Source organism: Fibrella aquatilis, assembly GCF_017353255.1.
Lineage (GTDB): Bacteria > Bacteroidota > Bacteroidia > Cytophagales > Spirosomataceae > Fibrella > Fibrella aquatilis.
This window is the reverse complement of record NZ_JAFMYU010000009.1, coordinates 123,650-136,809: the sequence shown is the minus strand read 5'-3', so window position 1 is coordinate 136,809 and position 13,160 is coordinate 123,650. Positions and strand designations below refer to the sequence as shown.

Here is a 13,160-nt window from a genome sequence, read left to right as displayed (position 1 = left end):
AGTCCCGTTTTTCATGAACCGTATCCTTATCTTATTTTACTTACTGCTCCCACTCCCGGTGTTGGCGCAATCGCTGCCTATTGAGGGCTCCTGGCAATTTACCACCGGCGACAACCCCGCTTGGGCCGCGCCGGGCTTTGACGACACTGCCTGGAAATCCATCCAACCCACCCGAACGTGGGAAGAACAGGGCTTCGCTGGATACGACGGGGTAGGTTGGTACCGCAAACGGATCGTGATTCCATCATCGCTCAAAAACCAGTTGGAACGGGGCGTACTGGTGTTGTCGCTGGGCGTGATCGATGATGATGATCAGACGTACCTGAACGGCAAACTGGTTGGTGAAACCACTGGCTACCAGGTACCGCGTACCTACCGCTTGGCCGAAAATCAGATTCGCTGGGATGCCGAGAACGTACTTGCAATCCGCGTGGCCGACCTCACGGGCGGGGGCGGGCTGTACGACGCGGGCGGACGGTTATTCCGGCGAGCCAGGTTGACGGATTATTTTGCGTTTACGGTTAAAAACACGTCGGCAGCAGCCTCTGCCACGGACGCGCTCAGTTACCGGATAACCTGGAAAAACGGCTCCGATGAACCCATCGCGGGTACGTTGACCACGACCCTGACGGATCTAACGGGCCGGGTGCTGAGCCGCGACGAAAAACCCGTGACCGTTGCCCCCGGTACGCCCGAACAGACCCAAACGTACCCCCGACCATCATCATTGCCTGTGCGGGTAACGACCGTTTTTCAAACGAAGCAGGGCAACCTGCCGCCGGACACGCTGACGGGCAGCACCATCATTGGCTCGTCGCCCATTGTCTATCAGTCGCCCCGGTTTCCGTTGCGGCCTTACAAACTCCCCGAACGGTTTGTGGCGACACCCTACGAGCAGCAACAAATCGGGGGCTGGCTCGGCGAGCGCATGGACCGCAACTTGACCGAGCGGTTGCTGAAAGTTGACGAAACGGGCCTAATGGCGGGCTATTTCAACCGCCCCGGCGAACAGGAATGGATCGGTGAACACGTGGGCAAATACCTCGAAACAGCGGCTAACACGTACCGCTACTCACGCAACGCGGCCCTGAAAATCCAGATGGACCGCATGGCCCAGCAACTTATCGCCAGCCAACTACCCAACGGCTACCTCGGCACCTACACGCCCGATCAGTACTGGACCAGTTGGGACGTATGGAGCCACAAGTACAACCTGCTGGGTCTGTTGGCCTACTACAATCTGTCGGGCTATGAACCGGCCCTGACGGCTAGCAAAAAGATGGGCGATCTGCTCTGCAAAACCTTTGGCACCGGCCCCGGTCAGCTTGATATAGTAGTCCACAGCACCCACGAGGGTATGGCCGCCATGAGCGTACTGGACCCCATGACTGACCTGTACCGGCAAACCGGCGACGCGAAATACCTGGCCTTCTGCCGGTATCTTATCAAAGCCTACGATCAGCCCAATGGGCCTAAAATCATTGCAACACTCAATAGCATCGGGCGTGTAGACAAAACGGCTAACGCCAAAGCCTACGAAATGCTGTCGAACCTGGTGGGCCTGGTCAAATACCACAAGCTCACCGGTGAGGCCGCTCCGCTGAAAGCCGCGCAGACCGCATGGAACGACATCACCGCGCACCGGCTGTACGTGACCGGCTCGGCCAGTTCATTCGAGCATTTTCAGGACGACGACAAACTCGCCGCCGAAGCGGATAAAAACATCGGCGAGGGCTGCGTGACCACCACCTGGATACAGTTTAACTACCAGCTACTGACCCTCACGGGCGAGGTAAAATACCTGAACCAGTTGGAGAAATCGGCGTATAACCACCTTACGGGGGCCGAAAACCCCGAAACGGGTTGCGTCAGTTACTACACGCCCCTGCTTGGCAAAAAGCCCTACAACTGCGGCATCACCTGCTGCACGTCGAGCGTTCCGCGCGGCATCGCCCTGATCCCAACGTTCAGTTCCGGGCAGTTATCGGGCAGTCCGGTGGTGATGCTGTATCAGGCGGGTACCATTAATTCGACGTTGAACGGTCAGCCGATCACCCTTACGGCCACTACCGATTTTCCGGCTTCGGGGCAGGTGGTGTACACGGTCAAAACGGCCAAACCCGTGCGCGGCGGGCTGTATTTCCGAGTACCGGACTGGTGCAATCGGAAGTTCACCCTGAACGGCCTGCCCGTAAAAGCCGAAACCGGCTACGCCCGGCTTGATGGCAACTGGAAAACCGGCGACCGCATCACGGTGGTGATGGAGATGGCCGTGCAGGTACTGCCGGGCGGCAGCAGTTACCCCGGTCGCATCGGGTTTCGGCGCGGCCCGCAGGTACTGAGCCTGGACGCGCTACTGAACAAACTACCCGTCGAGCCAACGGCGGTGCAGCTCACGGGCCAGTCGTTGCGGCCCGTTCAGGCTACGCTGCCCACCGGCTGGATTGGTACGCAAACCTACGGCGTGTCGGCGACCGTCGGCGACCGGCAGCAGGAGCTGGTGTTGGTCCCCTACGCCGACGCGGGCCAAACCGGCGGGGCCAGTGCAGTATGGTTGCGGCAGTAGCTGCGTCTGTTCAAGAGAAAACCCCCGATTATCAACGACAACCGGGGGTTTTCGTTTCTTAGTACTTAAAGGTAGTTACCAACATGTCCGCAATCGGAAACATTTTCCCGGAATGTTGGTAACTACGAAGTATGGCCGGGGGTGTATTGCTGATGGCATTCAGGCATGGTAGCAAACGAGATATTCTATATCGACCAATTCCGGAACCGGCTTAATACTTACGCCCCCGTCGCAACCGATACATTCGATAAACTCCGGCCTATTCTGCGACTCAGACCCGTAGCAAAAGGAGAGTTTATGGTGCGGGCCGGTCAAACCGCCACCGATTTTCACTTCGTCTGTGAAGGAATAGTCGCGTCGCTGATCGTCAATCGGGAGGGTAATACGCACATCAAGAATTTTTTTACCCCCGGTAATTTCGCCGGATCGAAAGCATCGCTGTTGCGGTCGTCGCCCTCTTCGTTCAGTCTTCAAGTCCTCGATGCCGGGGTTATCATTAGTTTTGATTACAAAAAGATCAAGCGACTTATTTACGACCACGAGGACCTGAAAAACTTCTATATCGCCTATTTAGAAGAAAACTGGGTGATTGACAACGAAAAGCGGCAGCTTGCTTTTGCTACGCAAACCGCCAAAGAACGCTACCTCACCTTTCTGGAAACCTACCCTGGGTTAGATAAACGGGTGTCTCAACATCATATAGCGTCTTATCTGGGCGTAACCCCAACGCAACTAAGCCGCATCCGAAAAATCGTTTATCAGAAATAAAAAGGCCGTCTCAACATTTGTAAAGGCTATTGGCATAAGCCACCGGTAATTTTGGGCCATGAATCAACTAACGCTGGCCGCTTTAGCTTTCGTTGGCGGCATCTGCCTGGCCGTTCAGGGTGGGCTGAACGCGCAATTGGGGGTCATCCTGAAAAACCCACTCATGGCGGCTGTGGTCGCTTTTCTTAGCAGTGGCGTTATTGCCTGTGTCGTGGTCGCATTCAGTGCGAAGACGTACCCAACCGTTCAGCAGCTAAAAGACGTACCCTATTATTTGTGGTTTTCTGGCGGGCTGCTCAGTGTGGTGGGGGCGGGCCTGTATTATTTCACGATGCCGAAGCTGGGCATTTCCAGCATGATTGCGCTGGGGTTGGGCGGGCAAATCATGTTCTCGGTTATCGCCGGTCATTTCGGGCTGTTCAATTTGCCCGTACAACCCATTGACGTTAAGCGAGTTGCGGGCGTATTGGCCATTCTTTTGGGCTTATTCTTAGTCAACCAAAAATAACGGAAACCACCATAACACGTACCTGAAATGGCTACGCTCCCGGTAGGGGTTATCGGTTTCTGACAGCGGAGAGCCAGCCATCGACATGCGAAACGGGAAACTACTTGGTTCAATAGCCCTGCTGCTGATTGCGGGCGTAACCCTTGCCCAACCAACGGATAGCTTGACAACCAGCCTATCGGCGAAACCGGAGCCGCTCATTCCAGTTGAGGTTTTTGCCGCTGGTAAGGGGGTTAATTTTCAATGTATTCTAAGTAAGCGGTTCGCGCCGGAATGCCGTTTTGGGTTTTTGAACATCACTACGTTTTTTGGCAGTTATCAGAACGATAAGTCCACCAATGAATACATTTCCCAGTCATTCCTGACCGCTTACGTGGGCAATGGGATTTCCGTTAATGCGGGGCTTTCGGTGAACCATTATTCCGGGTTCAGACCAACAGCCCGGTTAAAGTACGTTTTTGCCACCAAATCCTCGTTAGTGCTGCTCCTACCCCGCGTTGATCTGACCGAAACCCACAATCTTGAAACCTTCGGGCTTATCGAATACAAACCCAAACTGACGAAACAATGGGGTTTGTATACCCGGCTCCAGGCCCTGCTCAACTACAATACCAAACAGAACATACACGAGCGAAGTCATGCCTATCTCCGGGTGGGGGCATCGTACCGGCATAGTCAGTTGGGCGTGGGTGCCAACGTCGATGGCTATGGCTCCGAACGGGTAACAGATACCACTTTTGGCGGTTTTTTGCGCGTCGAGATTTTTTAATTAATCAACGACTATGACTTCATTGATTCATGAAAATACCGGGAACCTGACTTCGCTTTGGCAAAAAGTCGGCGAAAAGGCAGGCGGCTACACGGCAGGCCTGGCGTTTGATAGTTGCGCCCTATACCACACCGACTGGCCCAACCGGCTGTGGTTCCACCAAGACGTTACGGCAGAGGGGCTGGCAGCCGCGAAAAGCGACTTAACAACCTTGCCCACTAAACTCCTTATTCCGTGTTGGGACGATGACCAAGAGCGGGCCGGAGCACTGTTTGAGAGAGCTGGTTTCCGGAAAGTTTCCGAGCAGGTGGGTATGTCGCTCCGCTTGACGCGCACCTATGTCGTTGCCCAAACCCTGAGCTTAGTGCCAGTTTCAACCACCGAACTGGCCATCCTGTGGGAGGCCGTCTTCAACCAGGCATTTAGGTATCAAATCGGCCACGAACTGCTCACGCCGACCTACCCGGACATCCGTTTTTTATTGGCTTTCCATCAGGGCAAAGCCGTTGGCACCGTTTTGCTGCACCACGCGCCAAAACCAATTATAGGCATTCATTCTATGGGAGTTATTCCTGAGATGCGTGGGAAAGGGTTTGCCGAACAAATGATGATCTTACTACTGAATCAGGCTCTGGAGCAGGAAATCGACTACGCCGTGCTTCAGGCATCAGCGATGGGAAAAGGCCTGTACCTGAAATTGGGGTTCGACCAGCAATTCGTGATGAGCAATTACAGCCTGCCGCAGACGTAACCATGTATGACAGGAAGGCAGGAACTTTACCGCAACAAGGGGGTCCAGAACAAACCGGGTCGGGTCAGGAACAGGGCTACCCAGTAGACAATCAGCACGACCATCGGGCTGGTGAAGGGTTGCCCGTATACCACGTGCGCGGCCATAGCCCCGCCGAAGTAGCTACACGCCAGAAAGAAGCCGATGTTGCGCGTGGCCGGAATCAAAAACAACACCCCCGCCGACAGTTCAAGCAGGCCGAGTTGAATCAGATATGACTCGGCATGAACGGCGGCCATGCCTTGCCTGACGGGTTCGGGAGCGAAAAACTTGCCCATCGCACTGGCAACGGTCATTACGCCGGGCAGTGCGACGACGATCCCGGCAATCCATTTATTCTTAATCATGGTTGTATGGTTTACTTCTTTAAAGCTAAACTACTCCATTCGATCAAGTTTGCGAAAGGCACTGAATAAATAGTGTACCGTTGTGCCAACCAGTATCATACGCACCAAATTCAGGACGTTCCACCGCCAAGCCAACGTAGTCAAGTAATCGCCATACCGGTCAAAATCGCTGGCAAACAGTTTCAACACGATGGTCGACACAATGAAGCCATTGAGGAGTGTAGCCGCCAATGCCCAGAGGGAAGCCCTTATTAACGCTGCTTTTACGCTGGTCTCCCGGTTTTTCCAGAAAAGCACCCACACGCCAATCGTAGCCAGTTGGGTGATCGGCACAAAGTAGATGGTCGGGCTGGTACGAACGAAAAATTCGTTGAGTCGTCTTAATTGAGCGGGACTGTCAACGACCCAGTTGGGCGAAATGACGATGGCTTCATAGAGATTACCAAAAAGCCAGTAGGCAAGCCCAATAATACTGAGCAGCGCAAGCTGCTTTTGAGTACGGATAGTCATTTTATCCTAATGATCGTCTGAGTTTTACACTGCGACAAAACTACAGGGCGACCACATCGGCCAAATTACCAATTGGTAATAACGAACTTAGCGGATGTTTTTTCGGATTCGACTGAGTGAATTAGGCGTGATGCCGAGAAACGAAGACAGGTCTTTCAGCGGTAGTCGTTGTAGTAAATCCGACTCGTGCATGGCGGCCAAGTACCGTTCTTCGGCGGTCATCGTCTGGAACGCTATGAAGCCATCAATGAGTCGAAGAAAGGCATTTTCCCAAATTTCCCGAGTAAACTGCTGCCATTGAGGAACCTGCTGATAAAGCCATTCTGCTTTCTCCCGTTTGATCGTCCACAATATGGTGTCTTCAATAGCCTGAATGGAAAACTGCGACGGCTTCTGGGTCCGATAACTCGCTAAATCGGTGAAATAATAGCCCTCCAAAGCAACCCACCCGGTTACCTGACGTTCACCGTCGTCATAAAAAACGCGCAAGGCTCCCGACTCGATAAAGTAGTACTGAGTAGCGATTTCGCCTTTCTGCAAAACGAATCGGTCTTTGCTAACGGCTCGTTTGGTGAATTGAGCCAGCACAATGTTCAGCTCATCCGCACGTAGTTGAACCGCCGTTCGGATGTAATCAGCTAGTGGTGTCATGAAGGTAAGTGGGCTTTACGTGCCAACGTCGTTTTCAGGTACGTATCAATCTGAGCCACTGCTTCCCGAATGCCGTTTTCCTCAGCCATTAGGGAGCCCAATTCGGCGGCTTTTGCCCTCACGTCTGGGTTGAAAAGCACCGGCAGTGCGGCGGCCAGGTTATCAGCCGTCAGCTTTTTACGGGGGATGGGTGCTGCGCCCGCGCCCAGTTCATACACCCGCCTGCCCCACGCGGGCTGATCGGCAGTGTGGGGAATAATCAGCGTCGGGCGGCCCGCGTTGAGGCCCGCGTGGGTTGTGCCCGCACCCCCGTGATGCACCACCGCGGCCATCCGGGGAAAGAGCCATGAGTGGGGCGCGCTACCCAGCACAAACACCGAGTCGGGAAGCGGGTCCAGCGCGTCGGGGAGGTTCCAGCCGAGGGCGATGAGGCCCCGCCGTTTGGCTTTGGTTAATGCGCTGACAATGATCTTACTCGTTTCACTGAATGTACCCGCATCTTTTATGCTGCCAAAGCCAACATAAACGGGTGGCTCCCCCGCTTGCAGAAAGTTGACCAGATCGGCGGGAGGAGTCCAGGTGGGGTCGTCGGGTAGGCTCCAACTACCGGTAACAACCAGGTTGCCGGGCCAGTCGTGGGGGCGAGCAAAGAGCTGTTCGCTGTACCCGTAGAGGGTTGGCATTCCGCTGGCGGCCTGTAGCCGGGAGGGTGGGGTCATTGGCACAAGGTTTGCCTTGCCGCGTTTTTTCCAGAACGCCTTAGCCGACGACCGTGAGAGCTGCCAGAAAGCGTTTTCAAAGATGAAATGGGTGAGCCGGTTATACAGTTTACCCAGCCGGGGACCATCATAAAAGAGAATCGATGGATAGTCGCCCTTTGTACTCAGCGGGAATGGGCTTGCCAGGATACTGGGGATGCCCAACTCCTGCGCCATCAAATAAACGTTGGACATACCGGGATGATAAATTAGGGTATCGGCCCCCTGACAGGCCTCCCAGATTTCGTCCTGCACGTCGATCATCGTCTGCTTCATCGAGTCGTTTCCACTTAGGTGACTCAGGATGAACGACAGCGGGTTGTCGCCCTTCGCCATCTGTTGCACCGCCTGGTTTTCCATCGCCTGTTGCACATCGACATTGAGCGCGTGATAGGGCAATCCGTACCCCCTAACAAACTCCGTCTCGTTTTTCGACGATATCAGTAGCACGTCGTACCCGGCCCGTTGCAGGCCCAGACCGAGGGCGATAAAGGGTTGCAGGTCGCCCCGCGTACCGAGGGTTACAATGGCAATTTTCATAATTCACTTCTTTGAGGTCACTACTTATACAAGCCCAAACCAGGGAACGTACCCATCGACATAATGCTCGACTTGAATCTTGGCCTTGTCTATTTTCAATTCCGCTAAATTTGCCATCATACCTGCTTTCAAGGCATCAGGGCCGCAGATATAAAAATCAGCATCCGTGTCTGGCCTCAGGTCGTCAATCGATATCCGTTTCTGACCCGATAGGAAATCGCTGTAGGTCAGGTTCTTGTGCGACTTGGCCAACTTATCCAACGCCTGTTTGAAAATGATTGAGTCGGCAGATTTATTGGCATACAGGAGCGTAATCAGCGACTGCGGCTCCGTATGTAGTACCTGCCTAAGCAGGCTGAACAGGGCGGTGATCCCACTGCCACCGGCGATCATCACATACTTTTTTGCCCCCACCGGAGATGGCTTGACCACGAAGTCACCTACCGGGTAGAGCGAAGCTACCACATCGCCCGGTTTGGCCCGGTTCAGAAAATAATGCGACACCGGGCCATTGCGTTTTACGGTGATTCGCAGGAACGCGTCGAGCTGCGGTGTCGAACTCAGCGAGAAACAGCGGTCGTAGGTGCGGCCATCGATCTTAACCCGCAGGGTGAGGTATTGCCCGGCCCGGTACCGATAAAACTGGTTGTCGGTGGGCGTGAAATAAACCGATATGCTATCAGCTGTCTCTTTCTTTAATTTGCTGATGGTCAGCGGTTTGTAGTGCGTATTATCGACGACTTTTTCATTCTTTCGGTGATGAATGTCGTTAAACAGCGTCGTGGTTGCGTTGAATTCCGTGCCGCACACAATGTCCCAGAAGCGGAAAAACAACCCGTAATTGCCGTTGTATTGGGTATGGTGCAGACTATGGTTGGTGGCCGTCACCAGCATGTTGAAGGGGAAGACGCGGAAGAAGCCAGGAAAGAGTTCGTACCCCAGATGCGATTTCAGGTTGTTGAACAACCCCAATGCCTGCACGACTCCCAAAGCCCCCGCTGAAACCGGAACCAGCATCACGAATGGTAGTACCCAGACATTCAGCCAGACGGCCTCAACAACGTGGAAGGAATTCGATGTAAACGGATTCACGTCCAGGCTTTTGTGGTGCAGGGCATGGACGTACTTGTACACGCGGGGGTGATGCATCCACCGATGGAACCAGTAAAACCAGGTATCACTAAGCAACACCATCACCACTACCGTCAGTATTTCGTAGCCGATGCCGTATTTGCCGGTTTCTATGTAGAATTTGGTCAGCCCCTGATCTCTCAGGCTGAAAATGATGCTGGCAAAAGCAGCACTGCCCAAAACAACTAAGAGCGCGTGCAGAATCTCCTCGCGGATTTGCGGCCAGCCGGCCCGTTTGGAGAGCTGGATTTTTCGGTTTTTGAGCTGTTTACGAAACAAAAACCACACGAAGAAGTAAGCCGCCCCCATAACGGCCAGCGAAGCAGCTAATGAACCGAGGTAACTCTTCAGGAAGTCAAGCATGGTATACGATGGTTTAGCTGAATGAAAACACTGTGAGTGGCAGGCGTTAATACGTCCCGATGGCTTTTTCGTAGGTCAGTCTGGCGACCAGAAAGTTGTAAGCGGCTTCGAGGTAGTTCTGCTCGGCAGTTTGCAGCGACTTCTCGGTGTCCAGCACCTGACTGTACAGCCGCGTACCGAGCCGGTACTGCTCCTGCTGAAGTTGATGCAGTTGCGTCGATAGGTCGAGGCTGGCTTTGGTGCTTTGCAGATTCCGGGCCGCGTTCGTCAACTCATCCCGGCCCTTATCGATTTCGTTGGCGATGTCGGCCTCGGTTTGTTTCAGGTTCAGCGCGGTTTGCTGCTGATAAAGCCGGTACGTGTTCAGGTCAGTTTTGCGGGTGAACTGTCCCGTCAGCGGTAAGCGGAACTGCACCCCTAAGTAATTAAACGGACTCCAGGGCTGGCTGAAATACCGGAAGTCGTTTTGCAAAAACTGCGTCGAGTAATTGGCGAAAAACGAGACAGTCGGTCTGAGCAGGTTCAGCACGTTGCGGCTCTGGAGCGCGTAGCCCTCCTGCCGAAGCCGGGCCTGCCGAAGCTCAGTTCGCTCGGTGGGGTTTGCTTCCAGTTGGTAGGCGGCTACTTGCTGCGGGTCGATGCGGTCGGTCAACACGAGCGTCGTGTCGGTCGGGATGTTTAGTTCGTAGCAAAGTGTGGCCTGTGCCTGCCGGTAGGTCTGCTCGGCTTTTTGGGCCGTAAGCTGACTGTTTTGCAGGTCCAACCGGCCATTGAGGTAATCCGATTCGAGCAACGCCCCCAGCTTATACTTTCCCTCCGAGATGGCGAAATAGGCCACGTAGCGTTGGGCATCGGCGCGGGCGATGGTCCGTTGCAAGTCGCGGAGCAGGACGTTCAGGTACGCTTCGGCGATGCGGATTTTCACGCTGGTTTGTTGCTGACCGTTCTGTTCTTGGGTCAATGCCTTGTTGTTCTCAAGGATGGCGCGGTCCGTTTTTGCCTGGGGCCGGTAGAGCGGCTGCGTCAGATCGAGGGCAAAAACGGTGCTGTTCTTGGTGCCGAACGCGATGCGCTGGGCTTCGGTGCTGCCCGGAAACAGTCCGGCAGGAATCACCGTCGTCTGAAGCTGCGTGTTGTAGCGAACACTGCCCGATGCCGCGATGTCGGGTAGCCAACCGGAGCGGTTTTTCTGGATCGAATTCTCCGACAGGGCCAGACTCACCTGGTTGGCTTGAAGGTCATAGCGATTTTTAAGACCCGTTTCCAGGGCTTCGTTCAGGCTCAGCGGAGTGCCGCCCAAGCGGGTCTGGGCGTTGGCCGGTGTGGCAAGTGTCAGGACGAACAGGCCGCAACCTATCAGAAAGCCGTTGCAGCCTTGTAAAAGCAGATTTTTCATTACATTCTAAAGATTTGCACCGGCTCCAGCCGCGTGATTTTCCGCATGGCAATCAGGCTGCTGACGATGCTGATAAAGAGCGTGACCCCAATGAGTGCCCCCACCAGCCAGAGGGGGAAGCCGTCGTCAGAGCCAATTTTGGTCAGGCTCAGGATACCAAACGCGATGCTGAAACCAATGAGGGCGTACAGGACACCCTGGAGCAGAATCAGCCGCCGGATGAGGCCGTTATTACCGCCGATGGCCTTGATGGTGCCGTAGTCCCGAATCCGGTCGTTGACAGAGGCATAAAGCGTGACCCCGACGATGGCAAACCCGCCGATCACCGAAAAGACGACCATCATTAAGAAACCGAGTACCGTGTTGTTGTTTTTCAGCATGTAGCGTACCGTTTCGCCACCGAGTTTAGTCCCTTCCACCGCCCGCGCCGTATTGATTTCCCGGTTGATTCGATCCATTACGGTCGCTTTAGTTGCCGCGTCCCCGTCCACCATGAGCAGATAGGCATTGACGAAATTGGGACTTAACTGGCTCAGGACACGGGCGCGTTCGAGCGTGGTGACCACGTAGGACGTGCCGAAGCCGGTCAGTCCTTTCGAGAGGCCGCTCATATAGACCCGCTGATCGTTGATGGTCAGGTAATCGCCGACGTTCAGGTTATCTAAGCGGGGCAGTTCCGACTGGTCGAAGATCACCGCGCCTTCGTTGATGAGGTCGTTGACGTTGGTTTCGGGCGTGTAGGAACGGGCGGCTCCCACAAACGCCGGGGCCTCGATACCGATCATCTGCACCGACACCTTGCCGCCTTTGGGCAGCTTGGCCGAGCCAGACGCGAACACAATAGGATAAACCTGCCTAACGCCCGGAATGGACTGTAACTCCCGACCCACGCGCACGTCGAGGTTCTGCAATTGCAGGGCCGACTGCGTTTTGGGATTGATGACCCAGACATAGTTGGGGTACTGAATGGTCAGGCCCTGGACGTTGGTAATCATCCCCTTGAAGATGTCTAATTCCAGCCCCACCAGCACGATAGACACCACAATGCCGGACAGTATCCCGGCTAGATTGGAGCGGTCGTAGGTCAGGAAGCGAAACGCTGTTTTTAACATGATTGGGGTCAGTTGAGCAAAATAATACAATCGACCCGGCTGTTAATCAGCACATTGGCACCGGGATTGAGCCTAATGCGGACCTCGCGTACCCGGCGGTCTTCCTGGGCGGTTTCGTCCTCGAAAAGCGATTTCTTCTTCAAAAAATCAGCCGCGAAATACACTGTCCCCGACCCGATAATCTTGCCCGTTGCCTGCGAACGGATGTTGGCCCGCTGCCCCGGTTTGATGCGTTCGGCAAAGAGTTCGTCCACCTCGGTGCGGGCAATCAGGCTGCCGTTGGGAGCCATCTGGCCGACCTGGGTATTGCCCGTCACGAAGTCGCCGATTTTCACCGTCCAGTCGAGGAGTTTGCCCGTGTAGGGCGCGCGGAGGGTTTTGTCTTTTGCGCCCACAAGGGCCGAGTTTACGTCGGCATTGAGTTCGGTCACCACCGCCCGCGTTTGCTGCAAGTCGGCCTGCCCTTTTCGATAGTCTTGCTGCCGGGTAGCGAGAGTCGCTTCGCTGTCACGCAGCGTTTGCTCAGTGATGCCCTTTACGGCCAATAGCTTCCGATTTAATTCCACATCGGCCTGCGCCTGCTCAACGGCGAGCCGGAGCGTGGAGATAGTGGCTTCTTGTGCAGCAATGGCGGCCCGTTGAGTCCCGATTTTGGACCGTGCCTGCGCCACCTGCGCCTTGTCGGTCTGGCTATCCACGGTGAGCAGTACCTGCCCGCTGGTGAGTGCCTGGTTTTCACTGACGTTAATGGTCGTGACCCGGCCATCGGCCCCGGCATAGAGATTGATTAAGCCGCGTTCGGGTTCGACCCGCGCCACGCCCACGACCTGCGTAATGGGCTTGGCCGGGGTCGCATTCTGTTGCGGTTTTTCTTCTTTTTGGCAGGCGACAAACAGGGTGCTGGCTGCGAGAAAGATGAGTGTGTATGTAGGTTGTAGGGGCATGGTGTCT

General features: G+C 54.9%; 13 protein-coding genes. 5 read left to right on the top strand and 8 right to left on the bottom strand.

Annotation, left to right across the window (positions count from 1 at the left end; genetic code table 11):
• Positions 1 to 13 precede the first annotated feature (13 nt).
• The 5 genes from J2I48_RS13230 to J2I48_RS13210 all read left to right on the top strand — a co-directional run bounded on the left by J2I48_RS13230 (position 14) and on the right by J2I48_RS13210 (position 5,362).
• Positions 14 to 2,566 carry a glycoside hydrolase family 127 protein gene (locus J2I48_RS13230; protein ID WP_207335934.1) on the top strand — a complete coding sequence of 851 codons (2,553 nt, stop codon included), beginning with the start codon at positions 14 to 16 and terminating at the stop codon, positions 2,564 to 2,566.
• A 165-nt stretch (positions 2,567 to 2,731) separates the two neighbouring features.
• A complete protein-coding gene (locus J2I48_RS13225; RefSeq protein ID WP_207335933.1) occupies positions 2,732 to 3,334 on the top strand; it encodes a Crp/Fnr family transcriptional regulator in 603 nt (200 codons plus the stop codon).
• A gap of 58 nt (positions 3,335 to 3,392) precedes the next feature.
• On the top strand, positions 3,393 to 3,842 hold the full coding sequence (locus tag J2I48_RS13220) for a DMT family transporter (RefSeq protein ID WP_207335932.1): 450 nt from the start codon (positions 3,393 to 3,395) through the stop codon (positions 3,840 to 3,842).
• 85 nt (positions 3,843 to 3,927) lie between these two features.
• Complete coding sequence (locus J2I48_RS13215) at positions 3,928 to 4,611, top strand: hypothetical protein (protein ID WP_207335931.1); 684 nt, start codon at positions 3,928 to 3,930, stop codon at positions 4,609 to 4,611.
• A gap of 13 nt (positions 4,612 to 4,624) precedes the next feature.
• Positions 4,625 to 5,362 (top strand): GNAT family N-acetyltransferase, encoded by a 738-nt coding sequence (locus tag J2I48_RS13210; protein WP_207335930.1) that lies wholly within the window; start codon positions 4,625 to 4,627, stop codon positions 5,360 to 5,362.
• Positions 5,363 to 5,388: 26 nt separating this feature from the next.
• Here J2I48_RS13210 and J2I48_RS13205 read toward each other — a convergent pair whose 3' ends face one another.
• From J2I48_RS13205 to J2I48_RS13170, 8 genes are all read right to left on the bottom strand, one after another.
• Entirely contained in the window at positions 5,389 to 5,748 is a 360-nt protein-coding gene (locus tag J2I48_RS13205; protein WP_207335929.1) for a DoxX family protein, read from the bottom strand.
• Between the two features lie 30 nt (positions 5,749 to 5,778).
• Entirely contained in the window at positions 5,779 to 6,258 is a 480-nt protein-coding gene (locus J2I48_RS13200; protein ID WP_207335928.1) for a hypothetical protein, read from the bottom strand.
• An 87-nt stretch (positions 6,259 to 6,345) separates the two neighbouring features.
• Positions 6,346 to 6,909: a Crp/Fnr family transcriptional regulator gene (locus J2I48_RS13195; RefSeq protein ID WP_207335927.1), complete on the bottom strand. Its 564-nt coding sequence runs from the start codon at positions 6,907 to 6,909 to the stop codon at positions 6,346 to 6,348.
• Positions 6,906 to 8,207: a glycosyltransferase gene (locus tag J2I48_RS13190; protein WP_207335926.1), complete on the bottom strand. Its 1,302-nt coding sequence runs from the start codon at positions 8,205 to 8,207 to the stop codon at positions 6,906 to 6,908. The genes J2I48_RS13195 and J2I48_RS13190 overlap by 4 nt, the downstream gene beginning before the upstream one ends.
• 24 nt (positions 8,208 to 8,231) lie before the next feature.
• A complete protein-coding gene (locus J2I48_RS13185; RefSeq protein WP_207335925.1) occupies positions 8,232 to 9,701 on the bottom strand; it encodes a sterol desaturase family protein in 1,470 nt (489 codons plus the stop codon).
• 46 nt (positions 9,702 to 9,747) lie between these two features.
• Positions 9,748 to 11,097 carry a TolC family protein gene (locus tag J2I48_RS13180; RefSeq protein WP_207335924.1) on the bottom strand — a complete coding sequence of 450 codons (1,350 nt, stop codon included), beginning with the start codon at positions 11,095 to 11,097 and terminating at the stop codon, positions 9,748 to 9,750.
• Positions 11,097 to 12,209: an ABC transporter permease gene (locus tag J2I48_RS13175; RefSeq protein ID WP_207335923.1), complete on the bottom strand. Its 1,113-nt coding sequence runs from the start codon at positions 12,207 to 12,209 to the stop codon at positions 11,097 to 11,099. The genes J2I48_RS13180 and J2I48_RS13175 overlap by 1 nt, the downstream gene beginning before the upstream one ends.
• Positions 12,210 to 12,217: 8 nt before the next feature.
• Positions 12,218 to 13,153, bottom strand: coding sequence for an HlyD family secretion protein (locus J2I48_RS13170; protein WP_207335922.1), 936 nt, complete (start codon positions 13,151 to 13,153; stop codon positions 12,218 to 12,220).
• Between the last annotated feature and the right edge of the window lie 7 nt (positions 13,154 to 13,160).

What these genes read in the sequence shown, in the direction of transcription:
- J2I48_RS13230 (WP_207335934.1), top strand. Translation starts at nt 14, where the DNA reads ATGAACCGTATCCTTATCTTATTTTACTTACTGCTCCCACTCCCGGTG.
- J2I48_RS13225 (WP_207335933.1), top strand. Translation starts at nt 2,732, where the DNA reads ATGGTAGCAAACGAGATATTCTATATCGACCAATTCCGGAACCGGCTT.
- J2I48_RS13220 (WP_207335932.1), top strand. Translation starts at nt 3,393, where the DNA reads ATGAATCAACTAACGCTGGCCGCTTTAGCTTTCGTTGGCGGCATCTGC.
- J2I48_RS13215 (WP_207335931.1), top strand. Translation starts at nt 3,928, where the DNA reads ATGCGAAACGGGAAACTACTTGGTTCAATAGCCCTGCTGCTGATTGCG.
- J2I48_RS13210 (WP_207335930.1), top strand. Translation starts at nt 4,625, where the DNA reads ATGACTTCATTGATTCATGAAAATACCGGGAACCTGACTTCGCTTTGG.
- J2I48_RS13205 (WP_207335929.1), bottom strand. Translation starts at nt 5,748, where the DNA reads ATGATTAAGAATAAATGGATTGCCGGGATCGTCGTCGCACTGCCCGGC.
- J2I48_RS13200 (WP_207335928.1), bottom strand. Translation starts at nt 6,258, where the DNA reads ATGACTATCCGTACTCAAAAGCAGCTTGCGCTGCTCAGTATTATTGGG.
- J2I48_RS13195 (WP_207335927.1), bottom strand. Translation starts at nt 6,909, where the DNA reads ATGACACCACTAGCTGATTACATCCGAACGGCGGTTCAACTACGTGCG.
- J2I48_RS13190 (WP_207335926.1), bottom strand. Translation starts at nt 8,207, where the DNA reads ATGAAAATTGCCATTGTAACCCTCGGTACGCGGGGCGACCTGCAACCC.
- J2I48_RS13185 (WP_207335925.1), bottom strand. Translation starts at nt 9,701, where the DNA reads ATGCTTGACTTCCTGAAGAGTTACCTCGGTTCATTAGCTGCTTCGCTG.
- J2I48_RS13180 (WP_207335924.1), bottom strand. Translation starts at nt 11,097, where the DNA reads ATGAAAAATCTGCTTTTACAAGGCTGCAACGGCTTTCTGATAGGTTGC.
- J2I48_RS13175 (WP_207335923.1), bottom strand. Translation starts at nt 12,209, where the DNA reads ATGTTAAAAACAGCGTTTCGCTTCCTGACCTACGACCGCTCCAATCTA.
- J2I48_RS13170 (WP_207335922.1), bottom strand. Translation starts at nt 13,153, where the DNA reads ATGCCCCTACAACCTACATACACACTCATCTTTCTCGCAGCCAGCACC.